Raw genomic sequence first — 19,314 nt, forward strand, 5'->3', positions numbered from 1 at the left:
GCTCACGATGGTCACTTCCCAATCCGTTGCAGGAGCCATCGATGCACGCCACGCCGTCTTCATCCCGCGTCCGTTTGCCGGCTGCTTTTCAGCGGCTCGCGTGGTCGAATCTCGTCGCGCAATCCGCCGAGCAGATCAGCCTGGCCGCCGCGCCGCTCGTCGCGGTGTTCACGCTCGGCGCCGATGCGCGCGGCACCGGGTTTTTGCAAACCGCGCAGACGCTGCCGTTCCTTCTGCTGTCGATACCGCTTGGCGTCTGGGCCGACCGCCGTTCGCGCCGCACGTTGATGGCGCTCGCCGAAAGCACGCGCGTGGCGGCGCTGCTGTGCGTGTTGCTGCTCCTGACGACGCATGCGCTGAACCTGCCGCTCCTCGCCGCGCTCGGCTTCATCGCCGCAACCGGCACGGTCGCCTACAACGTGGCGGCGCCGTCGCTCGTGCCCGCGATCGTTTCGCGCGACGCGTACGCGAGCGCCAACGGCCGTCTCGAACTCGCGCGCAGCGTCGCGTATTCGGCTGGACCGGCGCTGGGCGGCTTGCTGGTCGGCTGGATCGGCGCGGGCTGGGCATATGGTTGCGCGGCCGCGTTATCCGTGCTCGCCGTCGCCTTGCTCGCGGGCTTGCGCGAACCGGCGCGCGCCGCGACGCCCGCGCGCCATTTCGTGCACGAGTTGCGCGACGGCACGCGCTTCGTGCTGCACGACGCGCTGCTTTTTCCCATGCTCGCGACGGCGGTGTTTTTCAACCTCGGCTTCTTCGTGCTGCAAGCGGTGTATGTGCCGTATGCCGTCCATCGGCTCGGACTGTCCGCGTCGGCGGTCGGCATCACGCTCGGCGCCTATGGCGTCGGCATGGTATGCGGCGCACTCGCCGCGCCTGCCATCGCGCGACGCCTTGCATTCGGCCGCGTGCTGATCATCGGTCCCGCGTGCGGTCTGCTTGCCTCGCTCGTGATGATGGCGACGCTCGTCGCGCCGTCGTTCTGGCTCGCGATGCTGAGCTTCTTCCTGCTCGGCGTCGGACCGATTCTGTGGGTGGTCGGATCGACCACCCTGCGCCAGGCCATCACGCCGCAACGGATGATGGGCCGCGTCTCCGCGCTCAACAGCACCGCCACCTACGGAGCCCGCCCGCTCGGCGCACTGCTCGGCGCGGCGATCAGCGCGCGCTGGAACGTGGACGCATGTCTCGTCGCGGCGGCCGCGGCCTTTCTCGTGCAGGCGTCGATCATCGTGATGTCGCCGGCGGCGCGGCTCGCCGCCATTCCCGAGCCGCGCGCGGCGGCTTGCTGAAGGTCAGCTTCCTGTGCAAACGAGGTCGGGACAAACCCTCGAAAATGAAAATGAATTTTTTTCTGGAAGGTTTCCATGTAAATATACTTTCATGCATTTTCATGACAGCCCGAGCGCAGTGCGATCGGGACAAATCGATCTCACTGCGCCGCTTGCATGACTCATCAACCGTCCGTTGCTTCGCATGTGTCCAATGCTGCGGAGCAGGCCATCGCCGCGCGCATCGAGGCGGCCATGCCCATCCTCACGCCGATTCATCGGCGCATGGGCGAATACGTGCTGGCCAATCTGTTCCGCGCGGCCACCATGCGGATCGACGAACTGGCCAGCGTGGTCGGCGCGTCCGTGGCAACGGCCAATCGCTTTGCGCGCGCGCTCGGCTTCGACGGCTATCCGCAGTTTCGTGACGCGCTCGTGCGCGGCTTCGAGGCGACGCTCGCGCCGGTCGAGCGGCTGCGCAGCGCGCAGGAGTCGCTGGCCGCGGGCGACGACGTCGTCGATGCGTCGCTCGAACAGGCGGCCAGCAATCTGCACTCCACGCGCACGGCCATCGACCGCGCCGCCGCCGAAGCCGCCGTCGAAGCGATCCTCGCCGCGCGCCGCGTCTTCGTGCTCGGCGCGGGCACGAGCGCGTTTCTCGCGGGGCTGATGGAACACAACCTGATGGCGTATCACGACAACGTGCAGTCGCTCGCGTTCATCGGTGGACCGTCGCATGCGGCGCGCCGTCTGTTCAATTGCGACAAGGGCGATCTCGTGATCGGCATTGCCTTTCCGCGCTATGTCGACGACACCATCGAACTCGCGCGCCGCGCGGCCACTCGCGGCGCGCGCGTGCTGGCGCTGACCGACGGTCCGCGCTCACCGCTCGCGCAATTCGCCGATCTCTCGTTGTATGTGCGCTCGGAACGGCGTCTCGCGGCGAATGCCGACGCCGCCGTGCTCGCCGTGATCGAAGCGCTGTGCGACGCCGTGGCGTATCGCGCGAAACGCTCGGTGAAGGCGGCCGCCGAAGTCACCGAATTCGTGTTGCCCTGGCTCACCGATCCGCAAACGGCATCCGCGAATCCGGCGGGACAGGCCGCGCGCGAAACGGCCCGCGCGAGCAAGCGCACCGGGTCGCGCACCGTTCGCACTACTCCAGCAAAAGCCAAACACAAACGATGAACACAAACGCAGTCATTGCCATTCATGGCGGCGCGGGCACGATCCTGCGCGCGTCGATGTCGGCGAGCGCCGAAGCCGAATATCACGCGGCCTTGCATGCGGTGCTCAGCGCCGGCCAGCGCGTGCTCGCCGACGGCGGCAGCGCGCTCGACGCGGTCAGCGAAGCCGTGCGGCTGCTCGAAGACTGTCCGCTCTTTAACGCGGGGCGCGGCGCGGTGTATACGGCGGCCGGCACGCATGAACTCGACGCGGCGATCATGGACGGCAGCACGCTCGACGCCGGCGCGATCTGCTGCGTGAAGCGCGTGCGCAATCCGGTTCTGGCCGCGCGCCGCGTGCTGGAGCGCAGCGATCATGTGCTCTTCACCGGCGAGGGCGCGGAAGCGTTCGCGTCGGCGCAGGGGCTCGAAATCGTCGAGCCGGCGTATTTCCATACCGAGGCGCGTCATCGGCAATGGTTGCTCGCGCGCGGCCAGCAACGCGCGATGCTCGATCACGACGGCGCGACGCTGGCCGCTTCGTCGTCCGCGACGGACAACGACTCGAACACCGCGAACGCCGGCCCGAACCGCAACGAGCCGACGCCGCACGAGCCGACGCCGCACGAGCCGATCGATCCGAACCGCAAGTTCGGCACCGTGGGCGCGATAGCGCTCGATCAACACGGCCACGTGGCGGCGGCCACTTCGACGGGCGGCGTGACCAACAAGCAGGTGGGCCGCGTCGGCGACACGCCGTTGATCGGCGCGGGCTGCTATGCCGACGATGCAACGTGCGCGGTCTCGACCACGGGTTCCGGAGAAATGTTCATGCGCATGGTCGCGGCTTACGACGTCGCCGCGCAAATGGCTTACCGCAACGTCTCGGTGCAGGAAGCGGCGCACGATGTCGTGATGAACCGCCTGCCGAAAATCGACGGACGCGGCGGTCTGATCGCCGTCGATGCGCGCGGCAACATCGCGCTGCCGTTCAATACCGAGGGCATGTACCGCGGGTTCGCGCGAGTCGGCGAAACGCCGGTGACGGCGATCTATCGTTAGTTCGTCACCCTAACTATTGTCGAATCTCCGTCAGCGCCAGAATTCAAAGGAACCACCGTGCCGAGCTTATCGCACACTGTCCGTCCGCTCATCGAAAACATGCCGCCGCAACGCGTGCTCGCGGTGGACAACCTGTCGGTCGCGTTTCGCAGCGGCGAGGCCACGGTCAACGCGGTGCGCAATCTGTCGCTCACTGTCGAGCGCGGCGAAACACTCGCGATCGTCGGCGAATCCGGTTCGGGCAAATCGGTGACATCGCTCGCGTTGATGCGGCTGATCGAGCATGGTGGTGGGCGCCTTGCCGGCGGCAGCATCGCTTTCCGGCGCCGCGACGGCAGCGTGCTCGATCTCGCGCGGGCGTCGTCCGGCACGATGCGTTCGATTCGCGGCGCCGACATCGCGATGATCTTTCAGGAACCGATGACGTCGCTCAATCCGGTCTTCACGGTAGGCGATCAGATCAGCGAGGCGATTTCGCTGCATCAGGGCAAGAGCCGTTCCGCGGCTTTCGCGGAAACGCTGCGCCTGCTCGAACTCGTGCGGATTCCCGAGGCACGGCGCGTGGCGGCGCGCTTTCCGCATCAACTGTCGGGCGGCATGCGTCAGCGCGTGATGATCGCGATGGCGCTGTCGTGCAAGCCCGCCTTGCTGATCGCCGACGAGCCGACCACCGCGCTCGACGTGACCATTCAGGCGCAGATCCTGCAATTGATTCGCGGCTTGCAGGACGAGATGAACATGGGCGTGATCTTCATCACGCACGACATGGGCGTGGTCGCCGAAGTGGCAGATCGCGTGCTTGTGATGTATCGCGGCGAGAAGGTGGAAGAGGGCGCGTCCGACGCGCTTTTCGCTGCGCCGTCGCATCCTTATACGAAGGCGCTGCTCGCGGCGGTGCCGCGCCTGGGCGCGATGCAAGGCACCGATCAACCCGCGAAGTTTCCGATTCTGACGGTCGAGCAGGCCGACGCGGGCGGCGCGGACGAAGCCGTGCGGCCCGCCGCCGCCGTGGCGAAGGAGGCGCAGCCGGTGGTCGCCGACAGCACGCCGCCTGTTCTGCGCGTGCGCGATCTGGTCACGCGCTTTCCGGTCAAAAGCGGTCTCTTTGGCCGCTTGACGGGCCGCGTGCATGCGGTCGAAAAGGTCAGCTTCGATTTGCGGCCGGGCGAGACGCTCGCGCTCGTCGGCGAATCCGGGTGCGGTAAATCGACCACAGGCCGCTCATTGCTGCGGCTCGTGGAAAGCCAGAGCGGCTCGATCGAATTCGACGGCAAGGAAATCAGTTCGCTGACGGGGCCCGCGTTGCAGGCGCTGCGCCGCGACATCCAGTTTATTTTTCAGGACCCGTTCGCGTCGCTCAATCCGCGTTTGACGGTCGGCTTCTCGATCATGGAGCCGTTGCTCGTGCATGGCGTCGCGCAAGGTGCCGAGGCCCAGGCGCGCGTGGCGTGGCTGCTCGACAAAGTCGGTTTGCCGCCCGAGGCCGCGCGCCGCTATCCGCACGAATTTTCCGGCGGCCAGCGCCAGCGCATCGCAATTGCGCGCGCGCTCGCGCTGAATCCGAAAGTAGTGATCGCCGACGAATCCGTCTCCGCGCTCGACGTCTCCGTGCAAGCGCAGATCGTCAATCTGATGCTCGATTTGCAGCGCGAACTCGGCGTCGCGTATCTGTTCATCTCGCACGACATGGCGGTGGTCGAGCGCGTCAGCCATCGCGTCGCGGTGATGTATCTCGGGCAGATCGTCGAAATCGGTCCGCGCCGCGCGGTGTTCGAAGCGCCGCAGCATCCGTATACGAAAAAGCTGATGGGCGCGGTGCCGGTTGCCGATCCCGCGCGGCGTCACGCGAAACGCATGCTCGCCGCCGATGAAATCCCGAGCCCGATCCGCGCCTTGAACGATGAACCCGCCGTGGCGCCGCTCGTCGCGGTGGGACCGGATCACTTCGTCGCACAGCATCGCGTCGGCGGTGCGTATTAACCTGAACCATTCCAACTCGCAGCCTGGAGCCAACTCATGAACCTGCTGGTCCCGTCTTCTTCGTTTCGTTTGCGCGCGCTCGTCAGCGGCGGCGCGATGGTGTTCGCCATGCTCGCGGGCAATGTGGCGCACGCCGAAAGCACGGCGGTGATGGCCGTTGCCTCGACCTTCACGACGCTCGATCCGTACGACGCCAACGACACGCTCTCGCAAGCCGTCGCGAAGTCGTTCTATCAGGGGCTGTTCGGCTTCGACAAGGACATGAAGCTCGTCAACGTGCTGGCGGACAGTTACGAAGCAAGCGCTGACGCGCGCGTCTACACGTTCAAGCTGCGTCATGGCGTGAAGTTCCAGGACGGCACCGACTTCAACGCGGCCGCGGTCAAGGCGAATTTCGACCGTGTGACCGATCCGGCGAACAAGCTCAAGCGCTACAACATGTTCAACCGCATCGAGAAGACCGAAGTGGTCGATCCGTACACGGTGAAGATCACGCTGAAGGCGCCGTTCTCGGCATTCGTCAACGTGCTCGCGCATCCGTCGGCGGTGATGATCTCGCCGGACGCGCTGAAGAAATACGGCAAGGACATTGCGTTTCATCCGGTCGGCACGGGTCCGTTCGAACTCGTGAAGTGGGACCCGGCAGGCGATCTGACGGTGAAGAAGTTCGGCGGCTACTGGAAGAAGGGCTACCCCAGAATCGATGCAATCGACTGGAAGCCGGTGGTCGACAACAACACGCGCGCCGCGTTGATGCGCACCGGCGAAGCGGACTTCGCGTTCCAGGTGCCGTTCGAGCAGGCCGCGCAATTGCAATCGAGCCCGAAGGTCGATCTGATTGCTTCGCCGTCGATCATTCAGCGCTATATCAGCCTGAACGTGAACCAGAAGCCGTTCGACAATCCGAAGGTGCGCGAGGCACTGAACTACGCGGTGAACAAGGATGCGCTGACCAAGGTCGTGTTCGCGGGTTACGCAACGCCGGCCGACGGCGTCGTGCCGCAAGGCGTCGATTATGCGGTGAAGCTCGGTCCCTGGCCGTACGATCCGGCGAAGGCCCGCGCGCTTCTGAAGGAGGCCGGCTATCCGAACGGTTTCGAAACCACGCTGTGGTCCGCGTATAACTACTCGACCGCGCAGAAGGTGATCCAGTTCGTGCAGCAGCAGCTCGCGCAAGTCGGCATCAAGGCGCAAGTCGAAGCGCTCGAAGCGGGCCAGCGCGTGGCCAAGGTCGAAAGCGCGCAAGACGCCGCGACCGCGCCGGTGCGCATGTACTACGCGGGCTGGTCTTCGTCGACGGGTGAAGCCGACTGGGCGATCACGCCGCTGCTCGCGTCCGTCTCGTTCCCGCCGAAGATGGTCAACACCGCGTACTACAAGAACGATACCGTCGACAGCGATCTGAAGCAGGCGCTCGAAACCACCGATCGCAAGCAGAAGGCCACGCTCTACACCGACGCGCAAAAGCGCATCTGGGCCGACGCGCCGTGGATTTTCCTCGTGAAGGAAAAGGTCGTGTATGCGCGCAGCAAGCGTCTGTCGGGCGCATACGTGGCGCCGGACGGCTCGTTCAACTTCGACGACATCGCCATCAAGTGATGAGCCTGCGGCGCGCTCGCGCGGCGCGCCGCTTTCGTGTCGCAAGCGATCCTTCGTTGTCTGCATCATTGCCGGATGAGCTTCAATGCTGAACTTCCTCGTCAAACGTCTTTTTGGCCTGCTGCCGACGCTTTTCATCGTCGCGGTGCTGGTGTTTCTGTTCGTGCATCTGCTGCCGGGCGATCCGGCGCGGCTCGCCGCCGGTCCCGATGCCGACGAAGCGACGGTCGCGCTGGTGCGCGCCGACCTCGGACTCGACAAGCCGATGCCGCAGCAATTCGCGCGCTTCTTCGTGAAGATCGCGCACGGCGACTTCGGCACGTCGACGCGCAGCAAGCGGCCCGTCAGCGAGGAAATCGGCGAGCGTTTCATGCCGACGCTGCTGCTCACGCTCGCGAGCATGGCGTGGGCGGTCGTGCTCGGCATGGGCATCGGCATCGTCTCGGCGGTCTGGCGCAATCGCTGGCCTGACCGGCTCGGCATGACGCTCGCGGTGTCGGGCATTTCGTTTCCCGCCTTCGCGCTCGGCATGCTGCTGATGGAGATTTTCTCCGTGAAGCTCGGCTGGTTGCCGATTGTCGGCGACGGCTCGTGGCAGAGTTACATCCTGCCGTCGCTCACGCTCGGCGCGGCCGTCGCCGCAGTGATGGCGCGCTTCACGCGCGCGTCGTTCGTCGAAGTGATGAATGAAGACTTCGTGCGCACCGCGCGCGCGAAAGGCGTGCCCGAGCGGCTCGTGATCGTCAAACACTGTCTGCGCAACGCGATGATTCCCGTCGTCACGATGATGGGACTTCAGTTCGGCTTCCTGCTCGGCGGCTCGATCGTGGTCGAAGTCGTGTTCAACTGGCCGGGCCTCGGACGTCTGCTGGTGGATGCGGTTTCCATGCGCGACTATCCGGTGATTCAGGCCGAGGTGCTGCTGTTCTCGCTCGAATTCATCATCATCAATCTGGTCGTGGACGTGCTGTACGCCGTGATCAATCCGACTATCCGTTTCAAGTGAGGTCCGCATGAGCACGACAGCCACCGAGCCGGATGCGGCCAAACCCGCCCGCGCCGAACGCGCGATCCGCACCCCGTGGAGCGAGTTCTGGCGCAAGTTCCGCAAGCAGCATGTGGCGCTTGCCGCCGGCATTTTCGTGCTGCTGCTGGTGGCGCTCGCAATCGCCGCGCCGCATCTCGTTCCGTACGACCCCGAGAATTACTTCGACTACGACGCGTTGAACGCGGGGCCATCGGCGGCGCACTGGTTCGGCGTCGATTCTCTGGGCCGCGATATTTTCAGCCGCATTCTGGCGGGCTCGCGCATCTCGCTCGAAGCCGGCTTTCTGTCCGTTGCGATCGGCGCGGTGATCGGCACGTTCTTCGGGCTGCTCGCCGGCTATTACGAAGGCTGGTGGGACCGCATCACGATGCGCGTGGCCGACGTGCTGTTCGCTTTTCCCGGCATTTTGCTGGCCATCGGCGTGGTGGCGATTCTCGGCAACGGCATGATCAATGTGATCTGCGCGGTGGCGATTTTCAGTATCCCGGCCTTCGCGCGGCTTGTGCGCGGCAATACGCTGATGCTCAAGCAGCTCACCTATATCGAGGCGGCGCGCAGTATCGGCGCGTCGGACTGGACCATCATCGTGCGTCATATCTTGCCGGGGACGATTTCGTCGGTGGTCGTGTATTTCACGATGCGTATCGGCACGTCGATCATCACGGCCGCGAGCCTGTCGTTTCTCGGGCTCGGCGCGCAGCCGCCCACGCCCGAGTGGGGCGCGATGCTCAACGAAGCGCGCGCGGATATGGTCACGGCGCCGCATATCGCGCTGTTTCCGAGTCTCGCGATTTTCCTGACCGTGCTGGCGTTCAATCTGCTCGGCGACGGTTTGCGCGACGCGCTCGATCCGAAGCTCGACCGCGCATGAATGCCGCGCGCTCGCGAGGTGTACAAGGCACACAGGCCGCGCCGCATATCGGCGAATTGCCGCGCGGCCCGCTCGGCACGATTGCCGACGTAGACGGCGTGACGGTCGGTCATTGCACGCTCGATCAAGGCGCGCTGCAAACCGGCGTGACGGTGATTCGTCCGCATGCCGGCGATCCGTTTGTCGATAAAGTGCCGGCGGCGGCGTCGGTGATCAACGGTTTCGGCAAGAGCATTGGACTCGTGCAACTCGACGAACTCGGCACGCTCGAAACGCCGATTGCGTTGACCAATACATTCGGCGTCGCGGCTGTTGCGCAGGCGCAGATTCGCGCGGCGTGCGCCGCGCATCCGCACATCGGGCGAGAGTGGCCGACGGTCAATCCGCTCGTGTTCGAATGCAATGACGGGTACCTGAACGATATTCGGGCGCTTGCCGTCGGCGAACAGCATTTCGACCAGGCCTACGCGGCGGCGAGCGCGAACGTGGCGAGCGGTTCGGTCGGGGCGGGGCGCGGCATGTCGTGCTTCGATCTGAAGGGCGGCATCGGCAACGCTTCGCGCGTGGTCGAGATAGCGCGGTGCCGTTATACCGTCGGCGCGCTCGTGCTGGCGAACTTCGGGCGCTTGCCGATGCTGGTGATCGACGGCATGCCGCTTGGCCGCATCCTCACGCAGCGCGAAGCAGATGCCGCCGCGCAGACAACGAACGCCGCGAAGCCCGAGCAGGGCTCGATCATCATGATCGTGGCGACAGACGCGCCGCTCGACACGCGTCAGCTCAAGCGTCTTTCGTTGCGCGCCGCCGCGGGTCTCGCGCGAACCGGCTCGGTGTATGGCCACGGCAGCGGTGACATCGCGCTCGCGTTTTCAACGGCCTACACGGTGCCGCACAGCGCGGATTTTTTCACGCTCCCGCCGTTGCTGGCCGATCAACGGATGGACCCGCTCTTTCGCGGCTGCGCGGACAGCGTCGAGCAGGCCATTGTCGATGCGTTATGGAGCGCCGATTCCGTGAGCGGCCGCGACAGCCATCGGCGTCTATCACTGCGCGAGAGCGTCCCCGACCTCGCGCGATTACTCAAGCACACAACCTGATGAAAGTCCTCATTTCCGCCGACATCGAAGGCATTGCCGGCGTGTTTCATCCCGAGCAGACGCGCGCGGGCAACGGCGAATACGACGCCGCGCGCCGCTGGATGACGCTCGAAGCCAACGCCGCGATTCAAGGCGCGTTCGCGGGCGGCGCGACGCACGTGTGGGTCAACGATTCGCACGGCGGCTTTCGCAATCTGCTGCCCGATCTGCTCGATGCGCGCGCCCAGCTCGTGCTCGGCAAGCCGCGCACGCTCGGCATGATGGCCGGGCTCGAATACGGCGCGGCGCTCGTCTTCATGATCGGTTATCACGCGATGTCGCAAACGCGCGGCATTCTCGCGCACACCATCAACAGCTTCGCGTTTGCGCGCGTGTCGCTGAACGGTGTGGAGGTCGGCGAAGCGGGTCTGTATGGTGCGCTGGCGGAAGAATATGGCGCCCAGGTCGCGCTTTTATCCGGCGACGATGTTTTCGCTGAAGAAACCGCGCCGCGTTTTCCGGGCGCGCGTTTCGTCGTCACCAAGAACGCGACCGGGCATGCGAGCGGCGTCACGCAATCGCCGGCGAGCGCCCGCGAAGCCATTGAAGCTGCCGCGCGCGAGGTCGTGCGGCAGCGTCGCGCAAGCGGTCATGCGCCGCATGCGACGCGCGTGGCCGCGAAACCGGTTGAATGCGAGTTGCGCGTGCAGACCAGCGCGCTCGCTGATCTGTTCTGCCAATGGCCCACCGTCACGCGCGTCGATGCGGTCACGCTGCGCTTTGACGCGGCGTCGGCGGAACATGCGGTGCGCATGCTCAATTGTTTGTCGGCGATGTCGTTCATGCTGCGTTAGCCCGGCAGCCGGGCTTCACGCGCATCGCTGTATCGCCTGATAGCGTTGATAGCGCGGCTACTGCTGCCGGCTCCACTCGCGCGCCGCGCGGTCGATCACGCTGGCAATCGCGTCGGCATGCGACACCGGCGCAAGATGGCTCGACGCGACCGGCACCACTTTCGCGCCCATCCGCTCGGCCATGAATCGCTGGACGTCCGGCGACACCGCGCGGTCTTTCGTGGTCACCACGTACCACGACGGCTTTTCCTTCCACGCGACCTGGCTGACCGCTTCGCCGAACGCCTTCGCGGAAATCGGCGCTTGCGCGGCGGCCAGCACGCGCGTCAGATTCTCGGGCACGTCGGCGGCGAGATCGGCGCGATACTTCGCGCGGTCGAGCCAGAGAAAATCGCTTGCGTCTTTCGCGATGTCCTGGCCGGACGGCATCGGCGCGCCGCGCTTCAGCAGATCTGCCGTCGACTCGTGCAGATCGGGCGCGATGGCCGCGACATACACGAGGCCGGCGACGTTTGGCGCGTTCGCGCCCGCTTCGGTGATGACGACGCCGCCCCACGAGTGGCCAACCAGAATCGTCGGCCCTTCCTGGCGGGCCAGCACGCGGCGCGTGGCGGCGACATCGTCGGCGAGCGAAGTCAGGGGATTTTGCACCGAACTCACGCGATAACCCTTCTGCTGCAGTTTGGCGACCACGCCGTTCCAGCTCGACCCGTCGACGAACGCGCCGTGAACCAGCACGATGTTGCGCACGGGGCCGGCCATCGGCGCGGCGGCGGCAGACTTGACGGCCGGCGCGGGGGACGCCGCGGCAGGGCTCGCGGGAGCGGCTGCGGCTGGGTTGGGGGCTGTGCTGGCGGCTGTGCCTGAATCAGCGGCGCTCGCCTTATCCGGCGCGGGAGATGCAGCGGCGCTCGCCGCTTTCGGCGTGGCGTTCGGCGTGGCATTTTGCGCGAACGCGCCGGTCCCTCCGAAGCACAGACACAAGGCAGCGGCGCACAGCAAACGTTTGGGCGACATGTCGAATCTCCGGAGCACAAAACCGAATAGGGCAACATACAGAAGCAAAAGAGCAGTGACAATCACTATCCTCGCGCGAAAGTGCGGCGCACAACCAAGCGCGGGTTGACACCAGTATTTGGACAATATCGGCCGCGGTAAAATTTGCGGTTCTGCCGGGGCGGATCACAAGTCCGCTCGGGCGATCGACATCCATACACTGGGGCGCAATTTGGACAATGCACTACAGCAGGACGGCCTGAAGCGCGGGCTCAAGAATCGCCATATCCAGCTTATTGCGCTGGGCGGCGCCATCGGCACCGGCCTTTTTCTCGGCTCCGCGAGCGTGTTGCAAGCCGCCGGCCCGTCGATGATTCTCGGCTACGCGATCGGCGGCATCATCGCGTTCATGATCATGCGGCAGTTGGGCGAAATGGTCGCGCAGGAGCCGGTGGCCGGCTCGTTTAGCCACTTCGCGTACAAATACTGGGGCGATTTCCCCGGCTTTCTGTCGGGCTGGAATTACTGGGTGCTGTACGTGCTCGTCAGCATGGCCGAATTGACGGCGGTCGGCACGTACGTCCATTACTGGTGGCCGCACGTGCCGACGTGGGTATCGGCGCTGGTGTGCTTCGTCGGCATCAACGCGATCAACCTCGCCAACGTCAAGGCCTATGGCGAAACCGAATTCTGGTTTGCGATCATCAAGGTCGTGGCGGTGATCGGCATGATTCTGTTCGGCGGCTATCTGCTTTTTAGCGGCCACGGCGGCCCGCAGGCATCGATCAGCAATCTCTGGAGCCACGGCGGATTTTTCCCGCACGGCTTTCATGGCCTCTTCACGATGCTCGCGGCCATCATGTTTTCGTTCGGCGGGCTGGAATTGATCGGCATCACGGCGGCCGAAGCGGACGAGCCGCAAAAAAGCATTCCGAAGGCCGTGAATCAGGTTATCTACCGGATTCTGATTTTCTACATCTGCTCGCTCGCGGTGCTGCTTTCGCTGTATCCGTGGAACGAGGTCGCGGCGGGCGGCAGCCCGTTCGTGATGATCTTCTCGCAGATCGGTTCGACGCTGACCGCGAACGTGCTCAACGTGGTCGTGTTGACCGCGGCGCTGTCGGTCTACAACAGCGGTGTGTACGCGAATAGCCGCATGCTGTACGGTCTCGCGGAGCAGGGCAATGCGCCGCGCGCGCTGATGAAGGTCGACCGGCGCGGCGTGCCGTACATGGCGATCGGCCTGTCGGCCCTCGCCACGTTCACGTGCGTGATCATCAACTATCTGATTCCCGCCGAAGCACTGGGCTTGCTGATGGCGCTCGTCGTCGCGGCGCTCGTGCTGAACTGGGCGCTGATCAGCCTCACGCATCTGAAGTCGCGCAAGGCGATGGTCGCGGCGGGCGAGACGCTCGTCTTCAGGTCGTTCTGGTTTCCCGTCAGCAACTGGATCTGCCTCGCGTTCATGGCGCTGATTCTCGTGATCCTCGCGATGACGCCGGGTCTGTCGGTGTCCGTGTGGCTCGTGCCGGTGTGGCTCGTGGTGATGTGGGCGGGCTACGCGTTCAAGCGCCGTCGCGCGGCGACGCAGAGTGGGGCGCGGGTGGCGGGGCGGTAAGCGTGCGGAGCGGCGCGAGCGCGGAGGGTTTGCGCTCGCGCTGACGGCGGTTGTTCAACGTGATCGGCCGACTCAAACAAAAAACCCGCGTAGCTTGATGCTCTCGCGGGTTTGGCGGTACGTCTCAGGTAATGCGGGATAAATTCTGGATAAAGCAGTCTTGATAAAGCAGTCTTGATCAAGCAGCCTTGATCAAGCATTTGGCCGACTCGGTGATCGACTCGACAAGTATTTGGTGCCAGGGCCGGAATGAAACAAACTCCGGAAACCATTATGTGAATTGATTTGGCATCCGCTGCTGGCGGAAACAACCCCCAAAGCAACCCCCGAATATGGGGTGCTTGGCGGACTTTGGCCAGATATGCCCGCACGCAGAGCCGGATATTGCCGAAGGCGATAATGCCCACGCCTATCGGGCACCTTCGCAAGCTGTTCGGCTAGACCAATACGCCGCCGATTCCAATACCGACCAAAAAGCACCTGGTCGTTCAGAGAAGACGGCGAAAGCGGCGCTTCAGGCTGAAGCAGGCGCAGCTATTGCACAAGGAGAAAGCCAGACGGAAGGCGCATATAACTACGCCAAATAGATCCCGGAGCGGCACCGCCTGATGCAGTGGTGGGCAGGCTTCATCGACCAGAGGGCTGGTACCCACGTGGTGCCGCTCGACCTGAAGGCGCAGGTTTGACAGACCGCGCCCGATCACCTGCCTCAGGCGTGGCGGCGCGCTGAACCTTGCGCACAACCGCCACCATCCTGCGCCACATGCAGGCATGGCGTGCCAACTGACACAAACCGCCCCAACTAGTCTAAGATACGCCCCGGTGTCTGCGCTCACATTGAGTCCGCACTATCTCCTTCGCTAGGTTTTATCTTCGTTTTCGGCCACTGGCAATGAATCGCGGCTAGGTCAACCCTACCGTGCGCCAGTAGAAGTTCTTCACAGGCTCCCCGTTAAATCCAGTTAGCGATCAACCGTCGCTGCGTGTACGCACGCGTGCGCGCACGGTGCCGGTTGGTTTCCGATGTTTTTAAACGCCCGTGCATTGCTGCGCGGGCCGGGATAAACACATGCCTGCAAAGAATATCGCCGCGAAGGCGGCTCACACTCCCAAAGCCGCTTCGGCCCTCGCCCACCACATTGATGCCCCACTGCGCCGCGCCGGTACGGGCACGCCTGAAACGAGCGAACAGGAACAGCGCCTAGGGAAGTTGCGAGGGAAGCACTCGAAGCGCCCAAAAGCACTGGAAGCACAGGCCACGCCCGCCACGCTGCCGCTGGACGGAATTTCGCGTTGGGAGCAGATCAGGCTCTACATCGGCTTTTCGGGCGAGTGGGTCCGCCAAATGGAATTGGCGGGAAAATTCCCACGGAGAACCAAAATCGGTGCATCAAGCTGCTGGAAAAATCGCGAAATCCATGCGTGGATGAGTGATCCGGCGGGCTGGACGCCGGCTGAGACGGTGGAGGGCTAAGCGCGATGGACGAAAATAAAAAGGCCGCCCCGCAACGCGAAGCAGCCCTGAAAAACATCCTTGCTCGGATGCCTGGTAATGATAGCGCAATGCAGCGCGTCCGGATGCTTATGGCGCAGCAGGAACTTGGCAGCGTGACGACCTTCGAGGCAATGCGCTATCTCGACGTGTTCGATCCGCGTCCGCGCATCCACGAACTGCGCAAGGCGGGCTACGCAATCACGACCGTGATGCGCGCCGAGGAAACGGAATCAGGCGTGCAGCACAAGGTCGGCGTGTACTTCCTGAGCCAGGCGACGGAGGTCGGAACATGCTGAACGTTGCCGGTACTTGTAAGCCCTTGGCGGCGCGCTATACTTCAGCCGTGCCCGAGACAACGGGCACCGGGCGTGGAAACCTGAGATACACACGGCGGACAGCCGCCATTGCGGCATTTTTTTCGTCCGTTCGCACCAGCACGCCCACGATCAATGGCGGGCCGGGTAAGGAGCCAGCTTCGGCTGGGGAGGTCGCCGTGTGTGCCTCTTTTCCACCTCCTTGCCGTCTGGTCCGCCACCCCTCATGTGGAAATGAGCGGCGGGCCTCCATGAACACACACGGAGGCTGCTTAATGCGCCCAATTTCCGCTCGTCCTGAGCAACCGCAAGACCTCACCCAGATCAATCGCGCCCTGCGGGACGCGGCTGTACAGCCTACACCCAACGGCGCTATCGACGTTCTTGGCGGCGCGCTCATCGCCATTGCTGAACTCTCGAAAATGGGAGTAGTCCATGCTGCGTAATCACCCGTGCACAGCTTTCGTCGGTGCTCCATCCATGCCAGAGGCAGCCGATCCGTATGAGGCCGCCGAGAGCCTACAAACGCTGGTTGCGCGTCTTGCAGCAATCGCCACCATCGCCGCCAGCAGTGAGGCGGACACGCTTACGCGGCATCTCCACGCCGAGCTGCTGGGGCTTCTGGCCGAGCTCGCACAGGAGGCCAACGAGGCCGCCGAAGAACTCACGGAGTCGCTGACTGGCTGGCTCAATCGCACGGAGGCCCACTGCGTATGAGCGAGGTCCTTGACAACCACCGCATTGAGGCGGCGCTTGCCTGCATCCCCGCTGACTTGCCGCGCGATGTGTGGGCGCGAATTGGTGCTGCACTCAAGCATGAGCTGGGCGATGCCGGATTCGATCTGTTCGATGCGTGGAGCCAGCGCAGCGAGAACTACAGCGCAGCAGACGCGCGCAGCACATGGCGTTCGCTGTCGGCGGGCGGTGGCATCACGATTGCCACGCTGTTTTTCGTCGCGAAAGAACAAGGCTTCGAGGCCCGCGCCACCGGTATCGCGACGGTCAATCCTGTCGAGCTGGAGCGCCGCCGTATCGGGCGGGAGAAGCGCGCCGAGCAGGAAGTCCGTGACCGCGAAACGCGCGCCATCACTGCGGCAGGGCTGGCCGAAACGGTGTGGCGCGCAGCGACGCCGGCCCGTGCCGATCATCCCTACCTGATGCGCAAGGGCGTTCAACCCGTGGACGCGCTGCGGGAGATTGACGCGGGCAACCTGGCCTCGCTGATCGGGTATCCGCCGAAGCGCGGCGACGACCTGCTGGCGGCGCGCATCCTGATCGCGCCTGTGAAGGTAGGCGGCAAGCTGTCCACGCTCGAAATGATCGATGGCGACGGTCTGAAGTCGGCGTTGGCGGGCGGCGTGAAGGCCGGGGGCTACTGGGCCGCGCAGAAGATACCGGATGTGCTTGAGGTAGTGCTGATCGCGGAAGGCGTCGCCACGGCGCTATCCGCCAGCCAATGCACGGGCTATCCGGCGATTGCGTCACTATCGGTGGGCCAGATGGTGGCGGCGGGGAAAGCGATGCGCGAGCGTTACCCGGATGCCGAAGTGGTGCTGCTGGCGGATCTGGACAAGGCGAGCGGCGAACCCCACGAAACAGCCGTGAAGGCCGCGCAGGCGGTCGGCTGCAAGCTGGCCGTGCCGGCCTTCGGTGCGAATCGCGAGCCAGCGCAGACCGACTTCAACGACATGCACGCGGTGCGCGGCGCGGACGCCGTGAAAGCGGCGATTGAGGCTGTGATTGAGGCGGTGCGAGAGGTGGACGCCGAGCTTCCGGCCAGCGCTAAACGAGGCAGGCGCGCGCCGCCCGCGTCAATGCACGACCGCGCGGCGACCGTGAGCGAAGGGGAGCACGCTGGCGAGCCGGAGCCTTACTACGCCGTCCTCAGCGGTGGCCTGCACTACATCGGCGTCAAGCGTGACAAGGACAGCGGCGCGACTTCCTACACGGTGCCGCTGTGGCTGTGTAGCCCGCTCGAAATGATCGGCACGGGGCGGGACGACAGCGGGCAGCAATACCGGCTGATGGAGTTCAGGCGGGCCGGAAGCGGCGAGGTCATCCGCCATGCCATGCCTGCACGCGAGATAGGCGAGCGCGATGGATGGGCGGTGCTGCGCGGCTTGGGTTTGCACGTCGCAGCGGAGCAGCGCCCCCGGTACAAGTTGGCCGAATACATCCAGCGCGAGGGCGGTGCGACGTGGTACGAAATCGTCAGTTTGACCGGTTGGCAGCACGGCGCGTATGTCCTTCCGTCCGGGGAGTTCGTCGGCACACCGGAGCGACCGCTGTTCTATAACGGCGGAACGCCAAAGCAATCGGCCTACAAGCTCGCTGGCTCGCTTGAAACGTGGCGGGATACCGTAGGCAGCATGGCGCGGGAGAATCCGCTCATAGCCGCCGCTATTGCGTGCGCGCTCGCCGGGCCGCTGCTGTCGCTGATCGGGGCGCGTGATGGCATCGGGCTGCACCTGTACACCACGACATCGAGCGGCAAAAGTACGGCGGGCGATTGTGCCGCGTCGGTTTGGGGCAATCCTGCCGAAGTGATGCACACATGGGACGGCACTTCCTACGGCCTCACCCGCACGGCGGAATATGCCAACGATGGGCTGTTGTACCTGGACGAAATCGGGGCCGGGGATGCCCGCAAAATCGGTCCGGCGATTTACAGCATGTTGAATGGCACCTCTCGCTTGCAGGGCACCAAGGATGGCGGTGTGGTGGCGTCGCGCTCGTGGCGTCTGACGATGGTCAGCACGGGCGAGGTGAGCATGGCGCAATACCTCGCTGAAGGGGGGCAGACGCCGCGCGGCGGGCAGGAAATCCGCCTGCTCGACGTTCCTGCTGACATGGGCGCGTACCGCGCCTTTGATAGCATCCACGGGTACAAGGATGGCGACGTGTTCGCGAAGGAGCTCACCGCCGCCGCCCGCGCCAGCTACGGCACGACGGGGCGGGCCTTTGTCGAATGGCTGACGGCGCATCGCGGCGAGGTCAAGGATTGGGTGGAATCGACCCAGGCGGAACTGCTGCAAGCCGTGGAGGAGGAACACCCCGAAGCCGCGCCGCCAGCCAAGCGGGCTACGCGCAAGTGGGGCGTGCTGGTTGCCGCCGCCGAGATGGCGTCTGAGGCAGGCCTCACCGGATGGACGCGGGATGAGGCGCGTACATGGGTGATGGTCGCGTGGGTGCGGTGGCTGCACGCCTTCGGAACGCACGACCGAGACAACGAACGGTTGCTGGAGCAGGTCGACGGCATCCTCCGCGCCAACGAGCTTGGGCGCTTCGTGCTGCTGCCCATCGATCCGGCCGCCGAGCCGACCACGCACAACATCCTTGGCTATCGGCGCTATGTCGACGGTGATCCGGTATATCTGGTGCTGCCCGCAGGGTTCAAGGGGGAAGTCATTGCTGGCTACGAACCGCGCCGTGCCTGCCAGGTGCTGCATGAGGCCGGGATGCTGGATCGGGGGCGGCGGGACTCATGGACGGTCAATGGAGGCAAACCGGCCGGTATGGTGTACCGGGTGCATCTGCGCAAGGCGGACGGCGACACGGAGGGAAGCGGCGAATAGGCGCTGCGGCGTCGCCTCTCTCCCCTCGCTCTCTCGCGCACGTATACGCGAGAAACGACCGCCCACACCGCCAAGCCGCCAACTCTACTCTCTAAGCCTTACCGGGTAAGGGTTTCTCTGTTGGCGGTTTGTTGGCGGTGTTGGCGGTTTCACTATGATGCATCACATTTTGCACTGTCATCGGCGATCGTGTGGGCGGTGGAAATCGAGGACCGCCAACCTATCGCCAACAGCGAACCCTTGCTGGATAAGGGTTTGTGAACCGAGTTGGCGGTTTGGCGGTGTTGGCGGTCGTTTTCATACACATATAGCGTTTCGGGAATCTACGATGAACGCATCGAAAGGGAAAACGTTAGAAAGTACGGGCCCGGTGCGGGCCATGCATGACG

At 64.6% G+C, this 19,314-nt stretch carries 15 protein-coding genes; 14 read left to right on the forward strand and 1 reads right to left on the reverse strand.

Going from position 1 to position 19,314, the window contains the following annotated elements:
• The first annotated feature begins 41 nt into the window (after nucleotides 1–41).
• From VOM14_RS05750 to VOM14_RS05790, 9 genes are all read left to right on the forward strand, one after another.
• Complete coding sequence (locus VOM14_RS05750) at nucleotides 42–1,292, forward strand: MFS transporter (protein WP_327627772.1); 1,251 nt, start codon at nucleotides 42–44, stop codon at nucleotides 1,290–1,292.
• Nucleotides 1,293–1,448: 156 nt separating this feature from the next.
• Nucleotides 1,449–2,459 carry a MurR/RpiR family transcriptional regulator gene (locus tag VOM14_RS05755; RefSeq protein ID WP_327627773.1) on the forward strand — a complete coding sequence of 337 codons (1,011 nt, stop codon included), beginning with the start codon at nucleotides 1,449–1,451 and terminating at the stop codon, nucleotides 2,457–2,459.
• The gene (locus VOM14_RS05760; RefSeq protein WP_327627774.1) at nucleotides 2,456–3,499 is read left to right on the forward strand and encodes an isoaspartyl peptidase/L-asparaginase family protein; all 1,044 of its coding nucleotides are present in this window, start codon (nucleotides 2,456–2,458) and stop codon (nucleotides 3,497–3,499) included. The genes VOM14_RS05755 and VOM14_RS05760 overlap by 4 nt, the downstream gene beginning before the upstream one ends.
• Nucleotides 3,500–3,556: 57 nt before the next feature.
• Nucleotides 3,557–5,479 carry a dipeptide ABC transporter ATP-binding protein gene (locus VOM14_RS05765; RefSeq protein WP_327627775.1) on the forward strand — a complete coding sequence of 641 codons (1,923 nt, stop codon included), beginning with the start codon at nucleotides 3,557–3,559 and terminating at the stop codon, nucleotides 5,477–5,479.
• 36 nt (nucleotides 5,480–5,515) lie between these two features.
• Complete coding sequence (gsiB, locus tag VOM14_RS05770) at nucleotides 5,516–7,078, forward strand: glutathione ABC transporter substrate-binding protein GsiB (RefSeq protein ID WP_327627776.1); 1,563 nt, start codon at nucleotides 5,516–5,518, stop codon at nucleotides 7,076–7,078.
• A gap of 85 nt (nucleotides 7,079–7,163) precedes the next feature.
• Nucleotides 7,164–8,084 carry a glutathione ABC transporter permease GsiC gene (gene gsiC, locus VOM14_RS05775; protein ID WP_327627777.1) on the forward strand — a complete coding sequence of 307 codons (921 nt, stop codon included), beginning with the start codon at nucleotides 7,164–7,166 and terminating at the stop codon, nucleotides 8,082–8,084.
• 7 nt (nucleotides 8,085–8,091) lie between these two features.
• Entirely contained in the window at nucleotides 8,092–8,997 is a 906-nt protein-coding gene (gene gsiD / locus VOM14_RS05780) for a glutathione ABC transporter permease GsiD (protein WP_327627778.1), read from the forward strand.
• Nucleotides 8,994–10,094: a DmpA family aminopeptidase gene (locus tag VOM14_RS05785; RefSeq protein WP_327627779.1), complete on the forward strand. Its 1,101-nt coding sequence runs from the start codon at nucleotides 8,994–8,996 to the stop codon at nucleotides 10,092–10,094. Before gsiD ends, VOM14_RS05785 begins: the two co-directional genes overlap by 4 nt.
• A complete protein-coding gene (locus VOM14_RS05790; protein WP_327627780.1) occupies nucleotides 10,094–10,927 on the forward strand; it encodes a M55 family metallopeptidase in 834 nt (277 codons plus the stop codon). The genes VOM14_RS05785 and VOM14_RS05790 overlap by 1 nt, the downstream gene beginning before the upstream one ends.
• A 57-nt stretch (nucleotides 10,928–10,984) precedes the next feature.
• Here the strand turns inward: VOM14_RS05790 and VOM14_RS05795 are convergent, their stop codons facing one another.
• Nucleotides 10,985–11,944 (reverse strand): alpha/beta fold hydrolase, encoded by a 960-nt coding sequence (locus VOM14_RS05795; protein ID WP_327627781.1) that lies wholly within the window; start codon nucleotides 11,942–11,944, stop codon nucleotides 10,985–10,987.
• Between the two features lie 211 nt (nucleotides 11,945–12,155).
• Between VOM14_RS05795 and VOM14_RS05800 the strand changes: the two genes are divergently transcribed.
• From VOM14_RS05800 to VOM14_RS05820, 5 genes are all read left to right on the forward strand, one after another.
• The gene (locus VOM14_RS05800) at nucleotides 12,156–13,541 is read left to right on the forward strand and encodes an amino acid permease (protein WP_327627782.1); all 1,386 of its coding nucleotides are present in this window, start codon (nucleotides 12,156–12,158) and stop codon (nucleotides 13,539–13,541) included.
• A 1,069-nt stretch (nucleotides 13,542–14,610) separates the two neighbouring features.
• Nucleotides 14,611–15,015 carry a helix-turn-helix transcriptional regulator gene (locus VOM14_RS05805; protein WP_327627783.1) on the forward strand — a complete coding sequence of 135 codons (405 nt, stop codon included), beginning with the start codon at nucleotides 14,611–14,613 and terminating at the stop codon, nucleotides 15,013–15,015.
• Nucleotides 15,016–15,020: 5 nt separating this feature from the next.
• Complete coding sequence (locus VOM14_RS05810) at nucleotides 15,021–15,332, forward strand: helix-turn-helix domain-containing protein (RefSeq protein ID WP_327627784.1); 312 nt, start codon at nucleotides 15,021–15,023, stop codon at nucleotides 15,330–15,332.
• Between the two features lie 453 nt (nucleotides 15,333–15,785).
• Complete coding sequence (locus VOM14_RS05815) at nucleotides 15,786–16,067, forward strand: hypothetical protein (RefSeq protein WP_327627785.1); 282 nt, start codon at nucleotides 15,786–15,788, stop codon at nucleotides 16,065–16,067.
• The gene (locus tag VOM14_RS05820) at nucleotides 16,064–18,925 is read left to right on the forward strand and encodes a DUF927 domain-containing protein (RefSeq protein ID WP_327627786.1); all 2,862 of its coding nucleotides are present in this window, start codon (nucleotides 16,064–16,066) and stop codon (nucleotides 18,923–18,925) included. Before VOM14_RS05815 ends, VOM14_RS05820 begins: the two co-directional genes overlap by 4 nt.
• The last annotated feature ends 389 nt before the right edge of the window (nucleotides 18,926–19,314 follow it).

The organism is Paraburkholderia sp. MPAMCS5 (assembly GCF_036016995.1).
In the GTDB taxonomy this organism is placed as follows: Bacteria; Pseudomonadota; Gammaproteobacteria; order Burkholderiales; family Burkholderiaceae; genus Paraburkholderia.